Origin of the sequence: Pseudoxanthomonas sp. UC19_8, from assembly GCF_042700505.1 — a bacterium.
GTDB lineage: Bacteria > Pseudomonadota > Gammaproteobacteria > Xanthomonadales > Xanthomonadaceae > Pseudoxanthomonas_A > Pseudoxanthomonas_A winnipegensis.
Window position 1 is genome coordinate 3517900 of the sequence record NZ_CP170559.1, and the last position, 24505, is coordinate 3542404.

Below are 24505 nucleotides of genomic sequence, written 5' to 3' on the forward strand. Positions count from 1 at the left end.
CGGCCGGGAAGCCGGCGTGACGGCAATCCCACTCCCCCGCCGCCCGGGCGTGCTGCGCCGCGCCAGCCGGCGACGCGATCCTGCGGCACCATGCGCTTCCCCAACGCGCGCCGGGAGCGCCATGTTCCGTCCCCTGTTCCTGCTGGCGTGCACGACGCTGTGCGCCGGCGCCGCGCTCGCCCAGCAGCCGCCGGCGCGCACCTGGGCCAATCCGGTCGACCTGGACTATCGCTACAACTTCGAGCAGCTCAACGAAGGCATCAGCTACCGCACCGGCGCGGACCCGGCGATCGTGCGCCACGGCGACGCCTGGTACCTGTTCCTGACCATCGCCGACGGCTACTGGCGCTCCACCGACCTGCTGCACTGGACCTTCGTCCGGCCCAGCCGCTGGCCGTTCGAAGCCCTGGTCGCGCCGGCGGCCGTGTCCGACGGGCAGCGCCTGGTGCTGATGCAGTCGGCCTTCGCCCCGCGCGCGGTGCTGCAGAGCACCAATCCGGCCAGCGGCCGGTTGGACTTCCTCACCCGCCTGCTGCCCGAACTGCCCGATGCGGTGAAGGAGAACTGGGACAGCCAGGTGCCGCCGGGCATGATCCCGTCGGGCCCCTGGGACCCGGACCTGTTCATCGACGACGACGGCCAGTGGTATCTGTACTGGGGCAGCTCGGACGTGTTCCCGCTCTACGGCATCGCGCTGGACCGCACCGCGCGCGGCCTGGCCTATCGCGGCCATCCCCAGGCCCTGCTGGCGCTGGACCCGGCGCACCACGGCTGGGAGCGCTTTGGCCAGGACCATCGCGGCGCGGTGTTCCCCGATGGCCGGCCGGTGGGCAACTACCTGGAAGGCGCGTGGATGACCAAGCACGCCGGGCGCTACTACCTGCAGTACGCCGCGCCAGGCACCGAACACAACAGCTACGCGACCGGCACCTATGTGGGCGATGCGCCGCTGGGGCCGTTCACCTACGCGGCGTACAACCCGGTCGCCTACAAGCCGGGCGGCTTCGTCCAGGGCGCCGGACACGGCTCGACCTTCCAGGACGCGCACGGCAACTGGTTCAACAGCGGCACGCCGTGGATCGGGGCGAACTGGACCTTCGAGCGGCGCATCGCCCTGTTCCCGGCCGGCTTCTACCCCGACGGCCAGATGCGCGTGTCCACGCGCTTCGGCGACTTCCCGCACTGGATGCCGGACGGCCCGGTCGATGATCCCGAGGCGCTGTTCACCGGCTGGATGCTGCTGTCCTACCGCAAGCGGGCCACGGCCTCGTCCGACGACGGCACCCATCGCGCGGCCAATGTCACCGACGAGGATCCGCGCACGTTCTGGGTGGCCGCCTCGGCCGACGCCGGCCAGACGCTGAGCGTGGACCTGGGCGGCGAGCGCACGGTGCGCGCGGTGCAGGTCGACTTCGCCGACTTCCAGTCCGGGGTGTTCGGCGACGGGCCGCAGGTGTACACCAGCTTCCGGCTGCAGCACTCGCACGATGGCCGGCACTGGGCGCCGCTGGCCGAGGTCGGCGACGACCCGGCCACGCGCCGCGACCGCCCCAACGCCTACCTGCCGCTGCCCGAGCCGGTGCGCACGCGCTACATCCGCTACGTGCACGGCCATGTCGGCGCGCAGCACCTGGCGATCAGCGACCTGCGCGTGTTCGGCAACGCCGACGGCCCCGCCCCGCCCGCGCCCTCCGGCCTGCGCGCCACCCGCGAGACCGATCGCCGCAACGCGACCGTCCACTGGAACCCGGTCCCCGGCGCGGTCGGTTACAACGTGCGCTGGGGCCTGCGCGCCGACCGGCTGACCCTGACCTACCAGGTCTTCGCCGACCGCGGCACCACGCTGGACCTGCGCGCGTTGAACACCGACCCTGGCTATGTGGTATCGGTGGAAGCCTTCGACGAACGCGGCGTGTCGCCGTTGGCCGCGCCGGTCGCGCTGCCGTAGCCGCGGCGCGCGGGCAAAAAAAAGGCCGGGGGGAACCGGCCAGAAGGAGAACGCCACCGGCACTGCGTGCGACTTGCTCAGGGTCGCGCCCATGGTCCTTGCGAGCGGCGTTCCTTGCCGTTGCGAGGGCTGCTGCCGGGGCGGATCGAGCATCGCCCGTCTCGCCTGACGCAGGCCGTCGGGCGATATCCCGATACGGCGTAGGAAAAATCCGAATGCGCGCAGGACTGCACACCCGGTCACGACCTTCGCCCCGGATCACAGGACCTGGCCGCTCGGTGGGAGCAACTGTCTCCTCAAATCCCGCAGTGGCCTGCCTGTAGAGCGGAGCTTGTGGCAATCCCCTCTTGGGGACTCCGCTGGGGCCTTCCCCACGAACCGAACGAAACGCAGCGGAGCAAGCTCCGCTCTACAGGAGGGAGCGGAGAGCTGCGATGGCCCGCCTCAGGCCGCCGACGACCAACGGCCCGGCATGCCGCCCGACTGCGTGATGGCGCGGCGCGCGCCGGCGCCGCCGCGCATGCAGCTCCAGCGCGGGCGGCCGCAGGCGACCAGGATGGTATCGGTGGCGATCTCGAAGGCCTCGGTCTGGGCGACGCTGAAGTTGCGCGTCAGGTCCTCATAGACCTCGGCGAACGCGCTCCACCAGTCCTGCCCTTCGGGCGCCTGCTCGGTGTGCGTGGCCACGTACTCGGCCACCAGATCGATGGCCTGGCGCACTTCCTGCGTCGCTCACGCCCCGGCGGAAGATGCGCTCCTCGATGTCGCGGGCCGCGGCCGACAGAGGCTGTTGTCTTACTGCGTTCATGCGATGCGCTGCCTGGCGGCGGGTCGAGACCGGGCGGCATGGTGGGCACAGCGATGTTTACGAGGGGTGTAGGCCAGATGCCATCCGCATTGCAGGGCGTGCAAGCCTTGCCGCCACGGCGTTTGCCACTGAACAAGCGGTTGGGAATGTGATCGCCGGGCTGCCCCGGACGCCTTCGCTGGCGCAGTCAAGCCGCACTGCGGCAAGCACTTGCGCGATGAGCCCGCATGAGGGTCAGGCCCGCGCGGCGTGCGCGCGCTTGACCTGGTACATGGCCACGTCGGCCTCGCGCATCAGCGCCGCGATGTCGTAATGCGGCCCGTACTGCACCGACACGCCGATGCTCGGCGTCACCTGCAGCGCGTGCGCATTGGCCAGCAGCGGCGTGCGCATGGCGTACTCCAGCTTGCGCACCACCGCTTCCGGGTCCGAGGCATCGTGCACGTGGTGCAGCAGCACCACGAATTCATCGCCGGCCAGGCGGGCGACGAAGTCCTCCGGGCGCAGCGTCTGGCGCAGGCGCTCGCCGAAGCCGCACAGCACCGCATCGCCGGTCTCGTGGCCGTAGGTGTCGTTGATCGGCTTGAAGCCGTCCAGGTCGATGAACAGCACCGCCAGCGGCTCGCCGGTGGTGCGCGCACGGGCCAGGGCGATGTCCAGCTCGACCATCCAGGCCAGGCGGTTGGGCAGGCCGGTGAGCGGGTCGGTCAGCGCGCGCTCCTGCAGCATGCGCGAAAGCCGGGTCTGGGCGGTGACGTCGTGCACGGTCAGCAGGAAGCCGGCACGGCGCGCATCGCCGGGTGCCCGCGGGGTCGTGTCCGGCACGTAGATGGCGTGCATATGGCGCAGCTCGCCGTGGCGGTCGACCACGTCCAGGTCGAACTCGGCCGTCTGCCCGGCCAGTGCGACATCGGCGTGCGGCAGGAGGCTGGCGAAGTGCTCGGGGGCGAGCACCTCGGCCATGTGCCGGCCGATGACATCGCCGGGCGGCCGCCCCAGCCAGTGCGCGTAATGGCTGTTGACGAACTCGTAGCGCAGATCCTGGCCCACCCGCGCCACCAGCGCCGGCACGTTGTCGGTGATGGTGCGCAGGCGCTGCTCGCTTTCGCGCAGCGCGGATTCGGCCTGACGCTGCTGGGTGAAGTCCTGGATCTGCGAGACCAGGTGCAGCGGCGCGCCGTGCGCGTCGCGGATCAGCGACACCGACAGGTGGGCGTGGAGCAGGTGGCCGTCCCGGTGGAAGTAACGCTTGTCCAGCTGGTAGCTGGTGCGCTCGCCACGCAGCAGTTCGTCCAGCAGGTCCAGATCGACATCCAGGTCCTGCGGATGGGTCAGCCGCTGGAAGTCCAGCCGCATCAGCTCATCGCGCGTGTAGCCGAAGATCGCGCACACCGCGTCGTTGACGTCCAGCCACTGGCCTTCCAGCGACACCAGCGCCATGCCCTGCGCGGCGGCGGAGAACGCCTCGCGGAAGCGCTGGCCTTCCACCAGCGCCGCCTCCTGCGAGGCGCGCAGCCGGGTGATGTCGTGCATCACCACCACCGCGCCCAGCAGCGAGCCGTCGGGCGCGCGCAGCGGATCGCCGTTGCACAGCACCGAGCGCGAGGGCTGGCCGGCGGCCAGGATCACGATCTCGGCCTCCTGCACGTGTTCGCCCGACAGCGCGCGCACCAGCGGGATCTGGTCGGTGCTCAACGGCGTCCTGCCGTCGGCCTGGAACAGGTCGAAATGCCGGGCCCACTGCGCCTGCGGCACCTTGGCCGGGTCCAGGCCGTGCCAGGCGCGCGCCTGGCGATTGAACTGGCCCAGCTGGCCCTGCGCGTCGCAGGTGACCACCGCATCGGGCATGGACTCGAGCAGGCGCTCGAGGGTCCGCTCGCGCGCCTCGGCGTGGTGCAGCACGCTGCGCGTCTCCAGCGCGCCGGTGGTGCGCGTGGCCAGCCGCAGCAGGCCCTCGCGCTGGGCCTCGGTGAGCTGGCGCGGCACCGTGTCGATGACGCACAGCGCGCCGTAGACATGGCCGCCGCTGCCCACCAGCGGCGCGCCGGCGTAGAAGCGCATGTGCGGCTCGCCCAGCACCAGCGGATTGTCCACGAAGCGCGCATCGGCGCTCAGGTCGGACACTTCCAGCAGCCCGCCGTGCTCCAGCGCGTGCGCGCACAGCGCCATGTGCCGGGGCGTCTGCGGCAGGCCCAGGCCGACGCGCGCCTTGAACCACTGCCGCTCTTCATCGACCAGGCTGACCAGCGCGATCGGCGCCTGGCACAGGCAGGCGGCCAGCCAGGCCAGATCGTCGAACATCGGCTCGGCCGGGGTGTCCAGCACCTGCAGCGCGCGCAAGGCGGCCAGTCGATCGGGTTCGTGCGGGGGCGTCGGCTTGGCAGGATCGGCGGGTGCGGACATGCGAACGTCTCGTGGAAGACCGTCCGGCGCGGCGCCGGCCTGAAAGGAATTATCGGGCCAGCGCGCCCGGCTCGGAGCACAAGCCGGGGCAGCCTGCCTGCGCCGGGCGCATGCCGGAGTGAGCGCAGGGACGGCGGGCGCCGGCCTGCCTGAACGTCCGTACAGACACGCCCGCACAGCAGGCACATCGGCCCACCTGCGGACGCAGCAGCGACGCGGCCTGGGCGCCAAGGGCGATGTGCTGTTGCAGCATCGGCAACGGACTTTGTCGCGCAGTGGGCTGTCTGCCCGCCTTGGGGCTGTTTAGGCTGGCCGCTGGATTCTCACCTTAGGCCCTGCCGCCATGACCAACGCCTTCCTCGACGCGCACAAGACGCGTCGCACCCAGTACGCCCTCGGCAAGTCGCTGCCCGTCTCGCGCGAAGAGCTCACCGCGCTGATCCAGGAGGCGGTCAAGCACGCGCCGTCCTCGTTCAACTCGCAGAGCTCGCGCGTGGTCATCCTCTACGGCGCGCAGAACGACAAGTTCTGGGACCTGGTCCGCCAGGAGCTGAAGAAGATCGTGCCGGCCGATGCCTTCGACGCGACCGAGAAGAAGCTGGCCAGCTTCGCGGCCGGGGCCGGCACCATCCTGTTCTACGAGGACCAGGACGTGGTCAAGGGCCTGCAGGAGAAGTTCGCCCTGTACGCCGACAACTTCCCGGTGTGGTCCGAGCAATCCAGCGGCATGGCCCAGCTGGCGGTGTGGACGGCGCTGGCCACCGTCGGCGTGGGCGCCAGCCTGCAGCACTACAACCCGCTGCCCGACGCCGCCGCGGCGGCCGAGTGGAACCTGCCGGCCAGCTGGAAGCTGCGCGCGCAGATGCCGTTCGGCTCGCACGAGGCCGAGATCGGCGACAAGGACTTCATCGACGACGCCCAGCGCTTCCGCGTCTTCGGCTGAGCCCCTACGCCCGGCCGGCCTCCGGTCGAGGCGATCCAACACCGCGCCCCCGCAGGCCCCCTGCGGGGGCGCGGTCGTTTGCGCCGACGCTGCTCGAGCCCTTGCCGGCACCGGCAAGGCAACGGATAGTGACGCAGCTCTAACTTCTGCGTCAGGCGAACGCCATGACACTTGCGCCGCTGCTGCTGGGTCTCGTGCTGCTGCTCGTCGTTGGCGTGTGGTGGGCGGCACGGCGTCGTCGACCCGGCCAGACCCTCGCCGTGGTCGCGGCCACGCCCGCGGCCGAGCAGGCGCCGCCGCCTTCGACGCCGGCCGAGGTCCCGCGCCTGCACCCACTGATGCGCAGGCTGTACGCGGCGACCATGCACCGGCCGGACCTGGCCGACGCGACCCAGCCCATCGAGGGCCTCCAGGCGCAGGTGCTGCACCAGGCCGACTCGATCCTGGACTGCCTGGACCTGCAGCCGCAGTACATGCCGCGCCGCCCCAACCTGCTGCCGCAGCTGATGCGCGCGGTCAACGACCCGGCCGCCGACGGCCGCGCCATCGCCGCGATCATCGCCCAGGACCCGGCCCTGGCGACCAGCCTGCTGCGCATCGCCAACAGCGCGCTGTACCGCGCCGCCGGCGCGCCGCCGGTGGATACGCTGGAACGCGGCGTGGCGCTGATCGGCACCGACGGCATCCGCCGCATCGCCGCGACCGCCCTGATGCAGCCGGTGCTGAGCCTGGAGGGCGGCATGTTCGCCCAGCTCCCCGCCGCGATCTGGGGCTACGCCCTGCACGCGGCCACCGCCGCGGCCGACCACGCCGCGCGCCACGGGCGCGGCGAGGACGCGCTGTCCGCGCAGCTGCTGGGCCTGCTGCAGGGCCTGGGCGCGGTGGTGGTGCTGCGTGTGCTGCAGGAGACCTACGCCCGCCACGACGGCGCCGCGCCGGAGCTCGCGGTGGCCGCGACCCTGCTGGACCGCCATACCATCGCCACCGCCCGCACCGTCACCGCCGGCTGGGACCTGCCGGTGCCGATGGCCGAGGCGCTGATGGAGCAGCGCCCGCAGCGCGATGGCCAGGCCCCGGCCACGCCGCTGGGCATCGCCCTGCGCTACGGCCGCCTGGCCGCCGTGCTGGCCGCGCTGGCGCGCCTGGACCAGCTGAGCGACGCCGACGCCCTGGTCCAGCTGGCCGCGCTCGAACCCGACACTCAGGCCAACGCACGCCTGTGGACGCGCCTGCGCGCCGAAGCCCCGACCGACTGAAGGCCTCGGCTCAGAACGAGACCTGCGCGCGCACGCCGACCGTATTGCCCGAGTCCGGCCCCTGGTAGCTGCCGACCTTGTTGTCGGTGCGCCAGTGCACGACATTGAGCATCAGCCGCGCGAAGCTGGTCAGATACCAGTTGACGCCGAAGGTGAAGGCCTGCCCTTCCCCGCCGCGCGCGGCGTCGGTGAAGTCGTAGTCGTCGTAGCGCGCCAGCACCTCGAACGCGCCCCAGCCGCCCTCGGTCACCGGACGCAGCACCTTGGTGGTGGTCCACACGCCCGAACGCGAGGAGAAGCCCGGCTTCTCGCCGGTCAGCAGCCAGCCAGCGTAGTAGCTGCTGGCCTTCTGCTCGCGCGAGGCCTCGGTGGAAGAATTGATGGTGCGCACCGTGGTCTCGGCGAAGGCCCAGCCGCTGCGCCAGGTACCGCCCAGCTCCGCGCCCCAGGCGTGGTCGTCGGTCACCCCGCCGATCGAACTGGCGGAGATGGCGACCTGGCCGTTCCAGCCCAGCGCCACGCGCGAGGTCTTGTTGATGCTGGTGATGTCCTTGCCCAGGTCCTCGTACCAGTACCAGCCGCCCACATGCAGGAAGCCGGCGCTGGTCTTGATCGGATTCCAGTGCGCGCGCGCGGTGTAGGCGATGGTGTCGCTGGCGCTGCTGTCGCCGCCGATGTCGTCGCCGGTCACCGCCAGGCTGGCGTGCCAGTTGCTGCCGTAGAGCTTGGTCGTCACGCCCAGGCCGAAGAAGCCGCTCTGCATGCCGCCCACCGAGCCGACCGCGTTGCGCTCCATGAAGGGCGTGGTGGTGCCGCCGGTGGCGCCGTCGATGCTGCGGTCCTTGAGCTTGCTGCCCACGTAGACCTCGGCCGGCAGCCCGCCCAGCTTGGTGTCCCAGGACAGGTAGACGTCCTTCATGGTCACTTCGTTGCCGGCGAAGTCGGCCTCGATCTTGTAGCCCAGCGGGCCGGCCTCGCCCTCGGCGCCGAGGCGGCCGCTGGCCATGTCGGTGCCGGTGACGTTGCGCGCGTCGAAGCGCGAGCCGTGCGTGCTGGTGAAGTCCATCAGCACGCGTCCACGCGGATGGAAGCTGAAGCGGCCATCGGCGCTCTTGAACTCCGGACCGCCGTCGCTCCAGCTGACGTTGCCGTCGCTCTTGGCGCCGCCACCGGCGACCGACATCTGCGCGACCTGGGCCTTGAGGATGGCCAGCTCGTCGTCGCTGCGCGTGTCGGCCACCGCCGCGGCGACCTGGGCCTGGGTGGGATCGGCCGACGTGCCGGCCACCGCCGCGCCCGGCTTGCCGCCTTCCAGCGCCGACAGGCGTGCGTTCATGGCGCTGAGCTGTTGCTGCTGCTGCGCGATCTGCTGCGCCTGCAGCTCGATCATCTTGCGCAGCTGCGCCTCGGTGGCGCTGTCGGCCAGCGCCGGGGCGCTGAGCGCGGACAAGGCGCTGGCGATCGCCGCGGCCAGCGCGGCGTGTCGGACGTGCTTCATGGTGAGGATTCCCCGTAGAGGTGCGGCCCGCGGGCCGCGGGTGTCATTCGCCGTCGGCGGCGCCGGACGCAGCAGGATCGGCGCCGGACGCGCCGGCCGTCTGCATGAAGCCATGCATGCGCGCCCAGGTGGCGAACAGGCGCGGCCACTGCGCCGGTTCGGTGCCCGGCTTGCCCAGCCCCCAGCTGTGGCCGCCGCGTTCGAAGATGTGCAGTTCCACCGGCACCTTGGCCTTCAGCGCGGTCTGGTACATCAGCAGGCTGTGGCCGACATCGACGATGGGGTCGTCCACCGCCTGGGCCAGGAACACCGGCGGCATATCGGGGCGCACGTGGTCCTCGACCGAATACGCGGTGCGATAGTCGGCCTGGGTGGACAGCTCGCGCGCGCTGCGGGTCTTGTCCAGCGGCGGCTTCATCGACACCACCGGATACAGCATGCCTAAGAAGGCCGGACGCGCGGACAGCGCATCGGCCGCGTCCACGCGCGGATAGAAATCGTAGTCCCAGCGCGTGGCGATGATGCCGCTCAGGTTGGCACCGGCCGAGGAGCCGATGATGCCGATCCTGTCCGCATCGAAGCCCCACTGCGCCGCATGCTGGCGCATCAGCCGCATCGCCCGCTGCGCATCCTGGAAGGGCGCCTCGGCCTTCCAGCCGTCGGCCGGCAGTCGGTAGTACAGCACCGCGCTGGTCACGCCGATCGAGGCCAGCCACTGCGCCATCGGCCGCGCCGCGGTGCCGACCTGGATGCGGAAATAACCGCCACCGCCCACGATTAGCGCCGCGGTGCCGTTGGGATGCGCGGCGCGATAGATCTCGATGCGCGGGTTGGAGACCTGGCTCACCGAACCGGTGGCGCTGCCCTGCTTGCCGATCTTCTCCGGGCCCTTGACCACCTGCGGCAGGCTGCCTTCGGGCCAGAGCGCCAGGGTCTGTGTCGCCGTCTCGCCGGTCTGCGCCCATGCCGGCATCGTCGCCAGCAGCAGGCAGGCCATGCACCCGCGCATCGCATGCATCAATCGTCGCATCGTCCACCCCTCCCAAGGCTGTCGTGCCCTGCGCGCCTGACATCGAAGACAGACGCGAAGAGCCGGTGCGGCGTTATAGACCAGCGCGACGACGCGGCAGATAGCCCATTGGAGCTAATGCCTTGGTGCTAGCGGTGTCCCGGGCGACCGGTCCTGCCCGCACGACGCTCTGTCGACAGCTGTGGGGGTCGAGGTCGTCGCTGCGCCAGGAGCGGGTGTCATGGAGGCCTTGCGATATCGCGAGATCGTGCGCGGACAGGACAGCCTCAACGTCCTGGATATCGGGATCCGTCGTGCGTGTCGCGCTTCATGCCTCGCCCATGAGTGCTGAGTACCGGCGACGGTCTGCCCTGGCCGCAACCGCTGGTGAAAGGTCTTACATACAGGACGCTTCTTCGCATGCTTCTCACCCGCATAACTCCCGCTTGAACCCACGCGTTAAATCCGTCTGAGGCAAACGTGAAGGTTTGGATGCGCTTCAGATGCGAAGCCTCCTACTGGTTTGTGTCGCACACGGCGCATCCGCGCCAGCGACGGTTCTGAAACCGGCGATCCCTGTGGACATCACCACGCTCGCCCCCCAGTCGAAAGGTCATTTGTATGAAGAAGATTTTCCTCCCTGCGGCCATCAGCGCAGCCCTCATCGCCCCGTCCGCGTTTGCGCAAACCGGCGGCGATACCTATCGCCCGGACCTGCAGGTCGGCCAGGGCAACTGGTTCGTCTCGGGCAGCGTCGGCCGCACCGACGGAGGCACCGCGGGTCGCTTCGGCAGCGGCGACTTCAACGTGTTCGAAGGCCGCCATGGCCGCCGCACCGGCTATGACGGCAGCGTGGGCTACCGCTGGAAGGTCGGCCCGCAGTGGGGCCTCGGCGTGGAAGGCGGTTACGCCGACCTCGGCAACCTCAAGGTCTCCAACGCGTTCAACAGCGACGAGGTCAACCAGCGCGACAGCGAGAACGCCCTGCGCGGCTGGCACGTGGGCGGCAACGCACGCTTCAACGTGACCCCGCAGTGGTACATCGGCGCGCGCGGCGGCTACTTCCGCGCCTCGGACAACAACATCGACTACTACAACTCCGTCGGCCAGAACCTGGGCCTGAAGAGCGGCGGCGACAGCGGTCGCAACAGCTACTACGCCGGCATCGGTACCGGCTGGAACGCCACGCAGAACTTCAGCGTCGGCCTGCACTACGATTACTTCCGGGCCAAGGCCGGCGAGGTGCGCGACCCGGTCACCGGCATCCGCTTCGATGGTCCCAAGCGCTCGACCGCCCTGCTGGGCCTGACGGCGGAGTACGCGTTCTAGGTCCCTTCCGCAGCGCATTGAACCACCCCCATCGCGGGCGTCGAAGCCGCCTGCGATGGGGCTTACTGATGAATACTCTTAGATAAGTGTCTGCTGGGCTTGGGCGTGACCAGGGCAGCACGGCGCGACCTCGCACGCGCGCAGCAGCGTGGTGGGAGCGCCAAGGACGATCGCATCGGGTCGCCGACATCGGGATTCTTCCGCAGCCCCTGGCCACGGCGCCAATGACCTGGGTTCTGGCTCCGGCGACGAACTTGGGTTAGCGCTTGGGGCGCACCGCTTTCAGCCGTCGGTCGAGACCGTCAGCGCTTCCCACTGCGCCAGCTCGGCCTCCAGCGCCTTCAGCTTCTCGCGCACCAGCCGCAGGGCGTCGCTGCCCAGCAGCAGATGCGCGGGCGGCGCCGGCGCATCGATGACCGCCAGCATGGCCCGCGCGGCCTTGCGCGGGTCGCCCAGCTGTTTGCCGCTGACCTCCTGCCGCCGCTGGCGGATGGGATCGAACAGCGCGTCGTAGTCGCCGATGCTGCGCGGCGTGCGCACCATCGAGCGTCCGGCCCAGTCGGTGCGGAACGAGCCCGGCGCCACCGAGGTCACGCGGATGCCCAGGTCGGCCACCTCCTTGCCCAGCACCTCGCCGATGCCCTCCAGCGCGAACTTGCTGCCGCAGTAGTAGGCGATGCCCGGCAGGGTGATGAAGCCGCCCATAGAGGTGATGTTGAGGATGTGGCCGGCGCGGCGTGCGCGCATGTGCGGCAGGACCGCCTGGATCACCGCCACGGCGCCGAACACGTTGACCTCGAACTGCCGCCGCAGCTCCTCCAGCGACGATTCCTCCAGCACGCCTTCGTGGCCATAGCCGGCGTTGTTGACCAGCACATCGATCGCGCCGAGCTCGGCCTCGATGCCCTCGACGACCGGCGCGATCGCGGCGGTGTCGGTGACGTCCAACACGCGGGCGATGGCGCGGCCCGGGGCCAGGGCTTCGAACGCGTCGGCCGCCTGCGCGCTGCGCACCGTGCCGACCACGCGATGGCCGGCGGCCAGCGCCTCCTGGGCGAGCGCGCGGCCGAAGCCGCTGCTGACACCGGTGATGAGCAGCTGTTTGGAGGTGGACATGGACGGACTCCGGTTGTGCGAGAGGAGTGCACAATAGAAATCCGCAACCCGCCTTCGAAGGCCAATCCGCCTCCGATCCTTGCCTATTCCTATGAACGACTCTTCATCACCGCCGGATGCGACCGGCGCCGGGCTGCTGCCGCTGGCGCCGCTGGTGCAGGCGCTGGCACCGCACGAGGGCTATACGCTGACCGCGCTGGAGAGCGTGCGCCTGCTGCGCTCGGACCGGCCGCTGGCGCGCACGCCGGTGCTGTACGACCCCGGCATCGTCATCGTCTGCCAGGGCCGCAAGCGCGGCTACTTCGGCCGGCGCACCTATGTCTACGACGCGCACCAGTACCTGGCCGTCTCGGTGCCGGTGCCCTTCACCATGGAGACCGACGCCACCGCGCAGGCGCCGCTGCTGGCGCTGTACCTGCACCTGGACTTCCCGCTCGCCGCCGAGCTGATGCTGGAGATCGACCGCCACGGCGGCCCGCCCCGCACCGCCGCGCCGCAGAGCCTGCTGTCCAGCCCGATCGATCCGCCGCTGCACCAGGCCGTGCAGCGCCTGCTGCTGGCGCTGGCCGCGCCGATGGAGGCGGCCATCCTTGGCCCGCAGCAGCTGCGCGAGCTGTATTACCGCCTCCTCACCGGACCGCAGGGTCCCACGCTGCGCGCGGCGCTGGCGATGCAGGGCCGCTTCGGCCGGATCGGCAAGGCGCTGCGGCATCTGCATGCGGCCTACGCGCAGCCGCTGACCGTCGCGCAGCTGGCCGAGGAAGCCGGCATGAGCGCACCGTCCTTCCATAGCCACTTCAAGGCCGTCACCTGCACCTCGCCCATGCAATACCTCAAGTCCACGCGCCTGCACCAGGCGCGCCTGCTGATGGTGCGCGAAGGCATGACCGCCGCCGCAGCCTGCCACGCGGTCGGCTACGAGAGCCCCTCGCAGTTCAACCGCGAGTTCAAGCGCCTGTTCGGCCTGCCCCCCGCGCGCGAAGTGCGGCGCATGCGCGACAGCTTCGCCGTGCCGCCGAAGCAGGCGGTGGCGGAGTATGTTTCGTCGCACTAGTTACTGCGCTTGATTAGCGAATGGATGGCCGCCGAAAAGGCCACGATCGCTACACCAACGTGCAAGCTCTGCGCGGCGATGAAGCTAAAAGGATCCTTATCCCGTTTGCAGGTGTGATGTAGACGCCGTCCACAATCGATCCTGCCCAACTCGAATGAATCCTGGACGGCGGACAGCATCCAGTATCCAAGCACGCAACACCCAAGCACCGTCATGATCCGCACCAATGGAGTGTTCTCGGGCGCCGGCAAGCTATACAGGAGGTACAGCGTTAGCAGCAACGTCCCGACAATGACAGTCAGATAGACCTCACCCATGACGTCTTCCTTGATGTTCGCGTGTTCGCATCGAGATGCACTTTCGCATTCGGGCGTCAGTCCCTGGGGATATAGCTCTTGCGGCCAGAGGGCGTCAGACAATAGCGTCCACCGCGCGGGCCGGCGCAGAACGTTGCCGTGCTGCAGGAGCAGCCTCCCGACGAAGCCGGGACAGGATGTGTCAGCGACAACGCATCCGTAACTCCCTCACCACCGCTGCAGATGCGTTTGGACGCGCTGACCGAGCCGTCGTTGCAGACAAAACGCCCGTTAGCGCAGTGATTGATGCCGCCCTTGGATCCTGAGCACGGCGTGTTGGCGAAGACGGCCGAAGCGATCGCCCAAGCACAGAGCACCAATGTCATTTTCTTGAGCATCCTGCCTGTTCCCCGAACCGCAGAACCCCACTGCGGCAGGGGCCACCTTAAAGCAACAGCAGTCGGAGTGCGTCACGGCCATCTGCAGCGGTGTGAGCAGCGCCGATGACATCAGCACCCACTGTGCGCGCGCAGGGTCGGAAGCCGATGAGCAAATCGGGCATCGTGCGAACGGCGAGACACGCCGATGCATCGGCCACCGCTCAATCACTCGACGCCGGCAGCGGCGTTGTCAGTGCAGCCCTGCCGCTCATCGCCGCAGGTGCGGGCAGCGCGGTCCATCTGCTCCAGGCTCAACGGCGGCGGGCGAGCAGTGGCGGGATGCTCGTAGGGGCGCATGCCGGTGACTTGCTTGATGCATTTCCAGGTGTGCAGCAGGCCTTGGTTGATGCCGTAGTAGACGTAGCCTCCATAGCCGCCGTCGCGAGGATCCTTGCCCATCAGTTCAGGGCTGATGCCGGGGTTGTAGACCTTATCGAACGTATTGGGCTCGACGGTGACGGGATTCTTGAAGGTGTAGAGATCCAGCACCTCCTCGTCCGGGCGCAGGGCCTGGACGCGATCGAGGGTGGTGAAGGCGGTGGGCGGCGTTGTGGGTGGCGGGGGCGATGCCTGTTGAGCGAAGGCCGGAGTCGCGCCAATGCCTGGCGCCAGCACGGCGTAGGCGAGCAGCCGCGCACACCGGGGCGCCCTCATGCGCTCACCTGCTCACATCGTTGGCCGAAGCGCCGTCCGCACAGCCCTGGCTGTCCTCGCCGCAGGCGCGGGCGGCGCGGTCCATCTGCTCCAGGCTCAGCGGTGGCGGGCGCGCGGTCGGGGGGTGGACCTGACCCTTGACGCCGGGGATCGCCTGCAGGCCCTTGGCGGCGGCGCCGACCAGCTTGGAGAGGCCGTAGGCCACATAGCCGCCGCTCTCGGAGATGTCCTTGACCGACGGCGGCGGCTGATAGGCCTTGGAGAAGGGATTCGGATCGACCTGGATTGGATTGCGGAAGCGATAGAGATCCACCACCTCGCCCTCTTCCGGCGGCAGCGCCTTGACCTCGCCCAGGGTGGGCACGTCGCTGCCGGCGCTCAGGCCGGGCGGCGGCGCGGCCGTGTCCTGCGTGTCCTGCGTCGCCTGGGTGCCGGCGGAGCGGTCGTCGGGCACCTGCTGCGCAGTGGCCAGCGGCGCGCAGGCCAGCATGGCCAGCCAGAGGCTACGGACGATGGCGATCCTGCTCAGAGTGCTGCTCCTTGTCGGCCGTCAGTGCGAAAGGCGCCGTTGCACGGCGCGCCAGACTCTACCGCCATCGCCCGGGGCCGCGGGTTGGTTTTCCGTTGCGCGGCCGGCGAACACGCCCGCCGCGCGCAGGGGCGGTTCAGGCCTGGGGATCGACTTCGGTATCGCCAAGCGCATGGCGCACATAGAGCTGCTTGACCAGCACGTACAGCACCACCGTCATCGGCGCGGCCAGGACCACGCCCATCGGCCCGAACAGGGCACCGATGCCGAACAGCGAGAACAGCAGCAGCGCCGGCGGCAGGTCCACCGCGCGCGCCTGGATCAGCGGCTGCAGCACATGGCCTTCGAGCTGCTGCAGCACCACGAACAGCGCCAGCGTGCCCAACGCCACCTCCGGCGAGACGGTGAAACCGAGCAGGATGGCCGGGATCGCCGCCAGCACCGGGCCGACGATGGGAATGAAGTCCAGCAGCGCGGTCAACAGGCCGATGCCCAGCGCCACCGGCACGCCCAGCGCCCACAGGCCCAGGCCGGTCAGCGTGCCGATCACCGCCATCGCCAGCAGCTGGCCGCCCAGCCAGGCGCGCAGGGCCTTGCCGCTGCTGCTCAGGGCCTCGTCGGCGACCGGGCGCTGGTCCAGCGGCAGCAGGCGCAGCACGCCGCGGCGGTAGAGGTCCGGCTGCGCGGCCAGGTATAGCCCGCCGACCACCATCAGCACCGCGTCGGTCACCCCGCGTCCGGCCGACATGACGAAGGCACCGGCGTGCGCGGCCAGGGTCGAGGCGCCCTGGCGCAGCTGCTCGGGCAGGCGCTCCAGCTGCGGGCCCAGCGGGCTGGCCTGCAGCCAGGCGTGGAACTTGTTCCAGGCCGCCGGCAGGGTCTCGCGGAAGGTGTCAATCTGCCCGGCCACCTCGGTGCCGAACAGGGTGAAGATCCCGGCCAGCACCACCACCAGCACGGTGACCACCAGGCCCAGCGCGGCCCAGTCGGGCACCCGGATCCAGCGCCGCACCAGCAGGGTCAGCCCGTGCAGCAGCACGGCCACCACCACCGCGCCGAACATGATCAGCAGCAGCTCGGACAGCTGCCAGGCCAGCAGCGCCAGCGCGCCGATCGCCAGCACGACCAGCACGCGCGCCGCGAAGGGCCGCAGCGGGGAAGAAGGCACAGGGGTGGCGGTCATCCAGGACATCCAGGTAGGCAAGTGCGCAGACAGTAGCCGCAACCCGGGTCGAAACGAAGCGAAGGCGCCCGCGCCGTCTCGCCGGCTGAGACGCCGCCGTGCTCCCCTGCCTCGCCCTGACCGCCCGGGCCCTCGCATGACCTACTCCCTCGCCCCCCGCACCGAAGCCAGCGAACGCGCCCTGGCGACCACCCAGGGGCAGCCCTCGCGCGACGGCGCGGTGCTGGGCGCGCGCCTGGCCCAGCGCTATGCCGACCGCATCACCGGGCGCTTCACCCTGCCCGGGCGCGAAGGCCGCTACGCGCCGATTCCGGACGATGTGCCGCGTGCGCTGGCCGACGCCCTGCGCGCGCGCGGCATCGAGCAGCTGTACGCGCATCAGGCGCAGGCCTGGGCCGCCACGCAGCGCGGCGAGCACATCGCCGTGGTCACGCCCACCGCCAGCGGCAAGTCGCTGTGCTACACGCTGCCGGTGGTGAGTGCGGCGATGCGCGGCAAGGCCAAGGCGCTGTACCTTTTCCCGACCAAGGCGCTGGCGCAGGACCAGGTGGCCGAGCTGCTGGACCTCAACCGCGCCGGCGAGCTGGGGGTCAAGGCCTTCACCTTCGACGGCGACACCCCGGGCGATGCGCGCCAGGCCATCCGCCTGCATGGCGACATCGTGGTGTCCAACCCGGACATGCTGCACCAGGCGATCCTGCCGCATCACACCAAGTGGGCGCAGTTCTTCGAGAACCTGGCCTTCGTGGTGATCGACGAGATCCACACCTACCGCGGCGTGTTCGGCAGCCACGTCACCAACGTGCTGCGGCGGCTGAAGCGCATCTGCGCCTTCTACGGCGCCAACCCGCAGTTCATCCTGTGCTCGGCCACCATCGGCAACCCGCAGGCGCATGCCGAAAGCCTGATCGAGGACCGCGTGCATGCCATCACCGAGTCCGGCGCGCCCACCGGCGACAAGCATGTGCTGCTGTGGAACCCGCCGGTGGTCAACGCCGACCTGGGCCTGCGCGCCTCGGCGCGTTCGCAGTCCAACCGCATCGCGCGCATCGCGATCAAGTCGGGGCTGAAGACGCTGGTGTTCGCGCAGAGCCGGCTGATGGTGGAGGTGCTGACCAAGTACCTGAAGGACATCTTCGACCACGACCCGCGCAAGGCGCCGCGCATCCGCGCCTATCGCGGCGGCTACCTGCCGACCGAACGGCGCGAGGCCGAGCGCGCGATGCGCGACGGCCGCATCGACGGCATCGTCTCGACCTCCGCGCTGGAGCTGGGCGTGGATATCGGCAGCCTGGACGTGGTGGTGCTCAACGGCTATCCGGGCAGCGTGGCGGCGACCTGGCAGCGCTTCGGCCGCGCCGGCCGCCGCCAGCGCGCCAGCCTGGGCGTATTGGTGGCCAGCTCGCAGCCGCTGGACCAGTACGTGGTGCGGCACCCGGAGTTCTTCGCCGACGCGCCGCCCGAACACGCGCGCACCGCGCCGGACCAGCCGCTGATCCTGTTTGACCACATCCGCTGCGCGGCGTTCGAGCTGCCGTTCAATGCCGGCGAGGCCTTCGGCCCCATCGACCCGCTGGTCTACCTGCAGGCCCTGGCCGAGAGCGAGGTCGTGCACCAGGAAGGCGAGCGCTGGGAGTGGATCGCCGACAGCTACCCGGCCAACGCGGTCAGCCTGCGCTCGGTGGCCGACGGCAACTTCGTGGTGGTCGACAAGACCAACGGCAAGCAGACCATCATCGCCGAGGTCGACTACTCGGCCGCCGCGCTGACCCTGTACGAGGGTGCGATCCACATGGTCCAGTCCACGCCCTACCAGGTCGAGCATCTGGACTGGGAAGGACGCAAGGCCTTCGTCACCCGCACGCACGTGGACTACTACACCGACAGCATCGACTACACCAAGCTCAAGGTGCTGGAGCGCTTCGATGGCGGCCCGGCCGGGCGCGGCGACGCGCACCACGGCGAGGTGCACGTGGTGCGGCGCGTGAGCGGCTATAAGAAGATCCGCTACTACACCCACGAGAACATCGGCTACGGCCCGGTCAACCTGCCCGACCAGGAGCTGCACACCACTGCGCTGTGGTGGCAGCTGCCGCAGGCCACGCTCGGCAAGGCCTTCGCCTCCAAGCAGGACGCGCTGGACGGCTTCCTCGGCGCCGCCTACGCGCTGCATGTGGTTGCCACGGTGGCGGTGATGGCCGACGCGCGCGATCTGCAGAAGGCGGTGGGCAATGGCGATGGCGCGTGGTTCGCCCTGGCCGATCAGACCGGCCGCGGCCAGCTGCGCGGCGCCGATGGCGCCGAAGGCGTGGTGGAACTGGAGCAGGCCTTCGTACCTACCGTCTACCTGTACGACAACTTCCCCGGCGGGGTGGGCCTGAGCGAACCGCTGTGGCAGCGCCAGGCCGAACTGGTGCAGCGCGCCGGCGAGCTGGTGCAGCGCTGCGACTGCAGCGCCGGCTGCCCCGCCTGCGTCGGCCCGGTCCTGGCCGCGCACGAGGACGGCAAAGGCACCTCGCCCAAGACCCTGGCGCTGAAGGTGCTGGCGCTGCTGTCGGACCTGGAAGCGCATGCACGGCGCGAAGCGCCCTTCGACGGCGAAGCGGTGTTCGCGCCGATCGACCCCGCGCCGCAGATGCTGGATGAAGACCGTCCGGCCCGGGAGGCGCGGTCGTGAGCATGAGCCTGGAGCGCCTGCGCGCGCTGCGCAGGCAGGCCGGCGATCCGACGGTCCGGCAGGCGCCTGCGGCGCCAAGCGCCGCCGCGTCTGCTGCTGCGGAAACGGCGCAGGACAGCGGTGCCCAACCTTCTCAGTCGTTTCCCGCAATCCCGAACTCCGCTTCGCAGCGCGAAAGACAGGGAGCCCTCAATGCGTCCGATCGCCCCAGCCCCGCTTCTGCCCCCTCCCTTTGCGAAGCAGGGGGAGCTCGAGATCGCGGCGAGCGATTGAGGGGGAGGGGTCAAGCTCTTGATCTTGATCTCGCTCTTGATCCGCACTCCACACGCCCGGTCCGCCTGCGAACGCCCTCCAACCCTGCTGCCAACGACACCCAACCACCGCGCAGCCTGGACGCCCTGCGCCGGCTGATCGCCACCCGCGAACGCAAACCCGGCACGACGCCGGTACCCGCACGCAAGCCGGCCTCACTGGATCGCAGCCTGCCCGGGCGCGAACTCTCGCCCGGCCTGCACCTGATCGAGGCCTTCCTGCCGCAACCCATCCCTCGCGCGGCCTTGTCGCTGGCCTTCGCCAAGCGCCACGAAGACGCGGTGCACCCGCGCGACCTGCTGTTCTTCGACACCGAGACCACCGGCCTGGCCGGCGGCACCGGCACCCGCGCCTTCATGATCGGCGCGGCGGACTGGCATGTGGACGCCGACGGCAACGAAGGCCTGCGCGTGCGCCAGCTGATGATCTCCACCATGGCGGCCGAAGCGCCGATGCTGCGCGCCTTCGCCGGCTGGCTGTCGCCGACCACGGTGCTGTCCAGCTACAACGGCCGCTGCTACGACGCGCCGCTGCTGAAGACGCGCTACCGCCTGGCGCGGATGGCCGAGCCGCTGTCCGCGCTCGACCATGTCGACCTGCTGTTTCCCACCCGCCGCCGCTATCGCGGCACCTGGGAGAACTGCCGGCTCGCCACCATCGAGCGCCAGCTGCTGCGCATCGTGCGCCAGGACGACCTGCCCGGCGCAGAGGCGCCGGCCGCGTGGCTGTCGTTCCTGCGCGGCGGCAGCGCCGGCAACCTGCGCCGCGTCGCCGAGCACAACCACCAGGACGTGGTCACGCTGGCCCAGTTGTTCCACCGGCTGGTGCAGGCCGAAGCCGACGATCGCGAGGTGCTGTCGTTCGAAGAGGCGCCGTAGAGTCAGGACGCGCTCAGCGGCCGAGCGCACCCATCGATTCGTGCTGCTGCGGCGCCTGCCGCGACTGCGCGGCCGCCTGCTGCTGCATGGTTCGGCTCTGCTCGGCCTGGCTGAAGGACTGTTCGACCGGCGCCTGCACCGCCTCCTGCGTGGACACGGACGTGCGCAGATGCGCCGGATCGGCCGGATTGCCCTGCACGGCGAATACGCGTTCGCCGGCGCGGGACTGCGCGCCCTCGATGCTCAGATGCACGCCATCGACCCGGGTCATGCCCGACTCGACGGCCTTGGCGTAGAGGCTGGCGCTCATGCGCTCGCTGGCCGCATCCGGCGTGCGGCCCAGACTGGCATCCAGCCGGGCCACATGCCCCTGGATCTGCTGGAACATCGGGTCCAGCCGCAGATCCGCATGGCCAGGCAGCGGCACGGAGACCGGCTCGACCTCGCCACCGACCTGCCGATGGCGCGCCTCGCGCCCATGGCCCAACGCATCGGCCATGCCGTGGACGACGTTGCGCGGCAGGGCCAGGCCCTGATGCACCAGATGGATGTCGTTGCGGTACTTGTCGATCATCGGCCGATACTCGGCGTAACGCGCCGCGTCCTCGGTGTTGATGATCGAGCCGCCCCCTTCCGGATTGGTCGGCAGGAAGTTGCTGCTGTAATGCGCGGCGACGCCGACACCCACCGCCACGCCGAACGGATTGCGCAGATCGGTCAGCACGCGATGGTCGTTGGCATAGCCGTGGCCCTTGAGCGCGGCGATGTCCTGCTCGGTCGCATAGGTGCGGACTTCACCGTAATGGCGGCTGGCGGCGCTCACGAAGTCGGTCGCGCGCATGTGGTTGATGACGTCCTGGCCGCCTTCCGGGATGTGCCGGGTCAGGCCCGCGGCGCCGTATGCATCGAAGGTCTCGCCCTTGAGGCCGTACTCGTACGCTGTGATCTGGGCGAGCGTTCCTCCCAAGGAATGGCCGGTGACGGTGACGGAGATTTCCTTGCCCTCCGCAAGGTTGAGCGCTCTGGCCTGCTCAAGCGCCTGCTCCGTGAATCGCTTTGCCGAGTCGGCTTGGCTGTTGGCGCCGACGAACACCATCCCACCATCGGCGATAAGCCCGTCCTTCACCAGCTCGCGATCGAACTCGGTGCCACGATGCGCGACCACCAACTCGCCGGTATCGGCCCGGCGGTAGAGGGTTCCCTGGTAGCCGTTCGGATCGCTCCGCTGGGCGACCACATCGAAGTCGATTCCATCGACATTGATGCTGTGCTTCCGACCGTCGTTGGGATAGGTCTGATAGGCATCAGCAGCTAACGCAGCGTCCTGCTCCGTCGAGATTGTCATCACGCTTCCTTCTTCAGTTCCACCTGCAGATAGAAGAGCTGATCCCTGACTTCATTCTTGAACTTGTCAGGAGTTTCGTTACCAGGGACGGTCATGCCATCGACAGGCGCCCTCGGATACATCCCCTTCCAGAAGTACGCCTTGAGACTCGCGCCATCTCTGATGTCATCTCGATGCAGGTGATAGGAAAACTCAGCATCCGAGGGTTTTGAGGTCGCTTTGAGCCGGAATTGAACCGCCACCATCGTCCAGTGGCATACGCCCAGTCCGTAGTAGTCCTCGTCCTTGAGCAGATCCTCATAGATCACGCCGCGGTAACCGCCATTCGTAGCGGGCCGCAGTTGAACTGGCACCCACTCCACGAGCGTCGCGCGCGTCCCCGCCATGCCGCCCAGATCGGGGCGACAGCTCGGATCCAGCACCTGGTACTGCATGGCCGCGTCGACCACCTCGAACGGCCCCGGCGCATCCTTGATGGCCACGGTGACCTCGTATGCCGTGGGATGCGGATTACGGTGGATGACCGGCTTCGGGGGCTGGTTGTCCTTGACGTCCACATGGGTGCGCGGGACTTGGCTTTGCATGGGCGTGGATCCACAGGCGGTGGCGACAAGCGCCAGAAGAAGGCCGGGCGCGATGACCGATGCGGATTTCATGGGCAGCGTCCTTGGCGGGAGGGAGATCGGCCTGCTCCGAGCAGGCAGGCCGATCTAAGCGCACTTCGGTGACGACTTCAACTTGCGCCGGGCAGCCTGCCTGTAGGCATCGCATTCGAGGCTCGACCGCTGACGCCGCGCGTACGGGTCGCGACGCGGACGCGTTCAGCGCCGCCTGGCGCCTGCGTCCAGCACCAGATGCGGCACGCCGTCGGAGGTCTTCTGCGGCGATCGCCCGTGCGCATCGACCGTGGCGCGCACCAGGCTGCGCAGGTTGGAGAAACTGGCGAACCGCACCGTATCCACCGGCGCATCGAGCCGGATCTCGATCCGGAACAAGTCGCCGACGGCAGACAACGTCACGACGCGGCCGGTGAAAGGCTGCCCCAGGTAGCGCCCATGCATACGCGCGTTCAAGTCCAGGGCGGGCAGCCCCTGCTGCCGCGCCAGGCGCGCATGCAAGGTGTTCCAGTCCTTCGCGCCGTGCTGGGCGGCGATCGCCTCCAGCGCCTGGGCATGACGGATTGCCGTCCCCTGCGCCTGCAGCGCTATGCGCAATGCCTTGGCCTGGCGTTTGGCTTCGACGAGGGTCAGGGTCATGGCGTCCCCTCGCGGGTCGCATCGCCAACCGGACCTCGCCCACGGCGCAGACGCCAGACGACAAACACGGCGCACAGCAGCATCGCGTCCGCCAACGGAAACGCCCACCACAGCGCGCGGTTGCCCCACGACGCGACGCAGATCAGGACAAGTCCCGGCGTGAGCACCCAGGGCTTGAGCAGCGTGAGCAGCGCCGCCTCGCGCGCCCTGCCCGCCGCCTGGACGGACAGCGCCAATACCAGCAGCGGCCCGGAGCAGACGTAGAACAGCAGCTGTGCCTGCAGGATCCTGGCGACGTCGTGGGCGACCTCGCGCGAGGGGGTGAACCACCACCCCAGCTCGGCACCGCCGGCCAGCAGCACGAGCGCCACGCACAGGCACCAGAGCGCGGCGGCGACCATGCCCAGACGCACGCACGCCGTGGCGCGCTGCGGGAGGCCCGCGCCCAGGTGATGGCCCACGATCGTCTGCACCGCCAGCGCCATGGCCATCTGCACCAGGAAGGCCAATCCCATCAGGCGGGTCACGATGCCATAGGCCGCCAGCGTCGTCTCGCGATCCGGCGCCGTGCGCAGCGCCAGGATCACCGTCGCCGACACCACGACGGTGCCCAGCAGCCCCAGGCTGACCGGCAGGCCCAGCAGCAGGATGCTGCGCCAGGCCTGCGCGGGAATCGCGCCGGGTCGCGGGGGCGTCGGCAACCCCCGCACCGCGCGCCGGCGTGCGGCGACCAACAGGACCAATCCCACGGCCTGCGCCAGCAGCGTGCCGAGCGCGGAACCGGCCACGCCCAGGCCGCACCCTGCGATCAGCACCGCGTTGGCCGCGATGTTGACCAGGTTCATCACGACCGAAAGCCGCGCGACCACGGCGGCGCGGCCCTCGGTGCGCGAGGCGTCGGCGTAGACGCCGAGCAGCAGCTGCAAAGGCGCGGCCAGCACGATGACGCGCAGGTAGTCGTGACTCAGCTGTGCCGCCCGCGAGCCGCCGCCTGCCAACGCCGCCGCAAGCGGCCTGCCGCACGCCAGGAACAGCGCCATCAGTCCGAAGCCGATGACCAGGGCCAAGGCCCGCGCCGCGCGCAGGTCATCGAACGCTGCGGCGTGTTGCCCGGCACCCAGGTGGCGGGCCATGCGGCTGGACAGGCCACCGCCCACCAGCGCGGACAGCGCCGTGGTCAGCATGACCAGGGGAAAGAGCGCGCTGACGGCCGCCAGTGCGTCGGGGCCGACAAAGCGCCCGACGAAGATGCCATCGACCGCATTGAGCAGGCCGCCCAGCGACAACACGATCGCCATCGGCAGGGCGTTGGAAACGAATAGACGGCCAACCGGCGCCGTCAGGAACGGCTGCGCCGCTCCGGCTTGCTGGGCGTGTCGGGACGACATCGCTCACTCCTCATCTGAGGCATTTCGATGGGGGTGGGGCGCTTGCGTTGCCCACCTGCGAAATGCTTCGAGGGTGAGGGTTCACTGCTTCGGGGCTTCACCGTGACATGGCGTCAGCAAGCGGCCGGTGCCCGAGACCGGCGCGCATCTTACCCGACAAGCCGGCACCGCTGTCGCGGCGAA

At 69.8% G+C, this 24505-nt stretch carries 20 protein-coding genes; 7 read left to right on the top strand and 13 right to left on the bottom strand.

The window, feature by feature from the left end; all coding sequences use genetic code 11:
• The first annotated feature begins 121 nt into the window (after positions 1 to 121).
• Positions 122 to 1948, top strand: a complete 1827-nt coding sequence (locus ACFJIT_RS15565) for a family 43 glycosylhydrolase (protein WP_379654167.1) — start codon at positions 122 to 124, stop codon at positions 1946 to 1948.
• A gap of 444 nt (positions 1949 to 2392) precedes the next feature.
• Here the strand turns inward: ACFJIT_RS15565 and ACFJIT_RS15570 are convergent, their stop codons facing one another.
• The gene (locus ACFJIT_RS15570) at positions 2393 to 2668 is read right to left on the bottom strand and encodes a hypothetical protein (RefSeq protein WP_379654168.1); all 276 of its coding nucleotides are present in this window, start codon (positions 2666 to 2668) and stop codon (positions 2393 to 2395) included.
• A gap of 322 nt (positions 2669 to 2990) precedes the next feature.
• Entirely contained in the window at positions 2991 to 5159 is a 2169-nt protein-coding gene (locus ACFJIT_RS15575) for a diguanylate cyclase domain-containing protein (protein WP_379654169.1), read from the bottom strand.
• 343 nt (positions 5160 to 5502) lie between these two features.
• Between ACFJIT_RS15575 and ACFJIT_RS15580 the strand changes: the two genes are divergently transcribed.
• Positions 5503 to 6102 carry a nitroreductase family protein gene (locus ACFJIT_RS15580; protein ID WP_379654170.1) on the top strand — a complete coding sequence of 200 codons (600 nt, stop codon included), beginning with the start codon at positions 5503 to 5505 and terminating at the stop codon, positions 6100 to 6102.
• Positions 6103 to 6266: 164 nt separating this feature from the next.
• Positions 6267 to 7358: an HDOD domain-containing protein gene (locus ACFJIT_RS15585; protein ID WP_379654171.1), complete on the top strand. Its 1092-nt coding sequence runs from the start codon at positions 6267 to 6269 to the stop codon at positions 7356 to 7358.
• Between the two features lie 10 nt (positions 7359 to 7368).
• On the opposite strand, the gene ACFJIT_RS15590 is transcribed toward ACFJIT_RS15585, so the two are convergent.
• Positions 7369 to 8856, bottom strand: coding sequence for an OprO/OprP family phosphate-selective porin (locus ACFJIT_RS15590; protein WP_379654172.1), 1488 nt, complete (start codon positions 8854 to 8856; stop codon positions 7369 to 7371).
• Positions 8857 to 8899: 43 nt separating this feature from the next.
• Positions 8900 to 9886, bottom strand: coding sequence for an alpha/beta hydrolase (locus tag ACFJIT_RS15595; protein WP_379654173.1), 987 nt, complete (start codon positions 9884 to 9886; stop codon positions 8900 to 8902).
• A gap of 600 nt (positions 9887 to 10486) precedes the next feature.
• On the opposite strand from ACFJIT_RS15595, the gene ACFJIT_RS15600 reads away from it, so the two are divergent.
• Positions 10487 to 11194: an outer membrane protein gene (locus ACFJIT_RS15600; protein ID WP_379654174.1), complete on the top strand. Its 708-nt coding sequence runs from the start codon at positions 10487 to 10489 to the stop codon at positions 11192 to 11194.
• 282 nt (positions 11195 to 11476) lie between these two features.
• On the opposite strand, the gene ACFJIT_RS15605 is transcribed toward ACFJIT_RS15600, so the two are convergent.
• On the bottom strand, positions 11477 to 12310 hold the full coding sequence (locus ACFJIT_RS15605; RefSeq protein WP_379654175.1) for an oxidoreductase: 834 nt from the start codon (positions 12308 to 12310) through the stop codon (positions 11477 to 11479).
• Between the two features lie 91 nt (positions 12311 to 12401).
• Between ACFJIT_RS15605 and ACFJIT_RS15610 the strand changes: the two genes are divergently transcribed.
• The gene (locus tag ACFJIT_RS15610; RefSeq protein WP_379654176.1) at positions 12402 to 13364 is read left to right on the top strand and encodes an AraC family transcriptional regulator N-terminal domain-containing protein; all 963 of its coding nucleotides are present in this window, start codon (positions 12402 to 12404) and stop codon (positions 13362 to 13364) included.
• Here the strand turns inward: ACFJIT_RS15610 and ACFJIT_RS15615 are convergent.
• The 4 genes from ACFJIT_RS15615 to ACFJIT_RS15630 all read right to left on the bottom strand — a co-directional run bounded on the left by ACFJIT_RS15615 (position 13361) and on the right by ACFJIT_RS15630 (position 16403).
• Entirely contained in the window at positions 13361 to 13681 is a 321-nt protein-coding gene (locus ACFJIT_RS15615; protein ID WP_379654177.1) for a hypothetical protein, read from the bottom strand. The two genes, ACFJIT_RS15610 and ACFJIT_RS15615, sit on opposite strands and share 4 nt — an antisense overlap.
• Positions 13682 to 14265: 584 nt before the next feature.
• A complete protein-coding gene (locus ACFJIT_RS15620; RefSeq protein WP_379654178.1) occupies positions 14266 to 14754 on the bottom strand; it encodes a hypothetical protein in 489 nt (162 codons plus the stop codon).
• A 4-nt stretch (positions 14755 to 14758) separates the two neighbouring features.
• On the bottom strand, positions 14759 to 15244 hold the full coding sequence (locus tag ACFJIT_RS15625; protein WP_379654179.1) for a hypothetical protein: 486 nt from the start codon (positions 15242 to 15244) through the stop codon (positions 14759 to 14761).
• A gap of 175 nt (positions 15245 to 15419) precedes the next feature.
• Positions 15420 to 16403, bottom strand: coding sequence for an AI-2E family transporter (locus ACFJIT_RS15630; protein ID WP_130516108.1), 984 nt, complete (start codon positions 16401 to 16403; stop codon positions 15420 to 15422).
• A 199-nt stretch (positions 16404 to 16602) separates the two neighbouring features.
• Between ACFJIT_RS15630 and ACFJIT_RS15635 the strand changes: the two genes are divergently transcribed.
• Both ACFJIT_RS15635 and ACFJIT_RS15640 read left to right on the top strand, forming a co-directional pair.
• The gene (locus ACFJIT_RS15635) at positions 16603 to 19143 is read left to right on the top strand and encodes a DEAD/DEAH box helicase (protein ID WP_379654180.1); all 2541 of its coding nucleotides are present in this window, start codon (positions 16603 to 16605) and stop codon (positions 19141 to 19143) included.
• A gap of 557 nt (positions 19144 to 19700) precedes the next feature.
• Positions 19701 to 20333, top strand: coding sequence for a ribonuclease H-like domain-containing protein (locus ACFJIT_RS15640; protein WP_379654181.1), 633 nt, complete (start codon positions 19701 to 19703; stop codon positions 20331 to 20333).
• A 13-nt stretch (positions 20334 to 20346) separates the two neighbouring features.
• Here ACFJIT_RS15640 and ACFJIT_RS15645 read toward each other — a convergent pair whose 3' ends face one another.
• From ACFJIT_RS15645 to ACFJIT_RS15660, 4 genes are all read right to left on the bottom strand, one after another.
• Positions 20347 to 21678, bottom strand: coding sequence for an XVIPCD domain-containing protein (locus ACFJIT_RS15645; protein WP_379654182.1), 1332 nt, complete (start codon positions 21676 to 21678; stop codon positions 20347 to 20349).
• The gene (locus tag ACFJIT_RS15650; RefSeq protein WP_379654183.1) at positions 21678 to 22334 is read right to left on the bottom strand and encodes a hypothetical protein; all 657 of its coding nucleotides are present in this window, start codon (positions 22332 to 22334) and stop codon (positions 21678 to 21680) included. Before ACFJIT_RS15650 ends, ACFJIT_RS15645 begins: the two co-directional genes overlap by 1 nt.
• A 165-nt stretch (positions 22335 to 22499) precedes the next feature.
• Entirely contained in the window at positions 22500 to 22934 is a 435-nt protein-coding gene (locus ACFJIT_RS15655) for a glyoxalase superfamily protein (RefSeq protein ID WP_379654184.1), read from the bottom strand.
• Positions 22931 to 24322, bottom strand: coding sequence for an MATE family efflux transporter (locus ACFJIT_RS15660; protein WP_379654185.1), 1392 nt, complete (start codon positions 24320 to 24322; stop codon positions 22931 to 22933). Before ACFJIT_RS15660 ends, ACFJIT_RS15655 begins: the two co-directional genes overlap by 4 nt.
• Positions 24323 to 24505 lie beyond the last annotated feature (183 nt).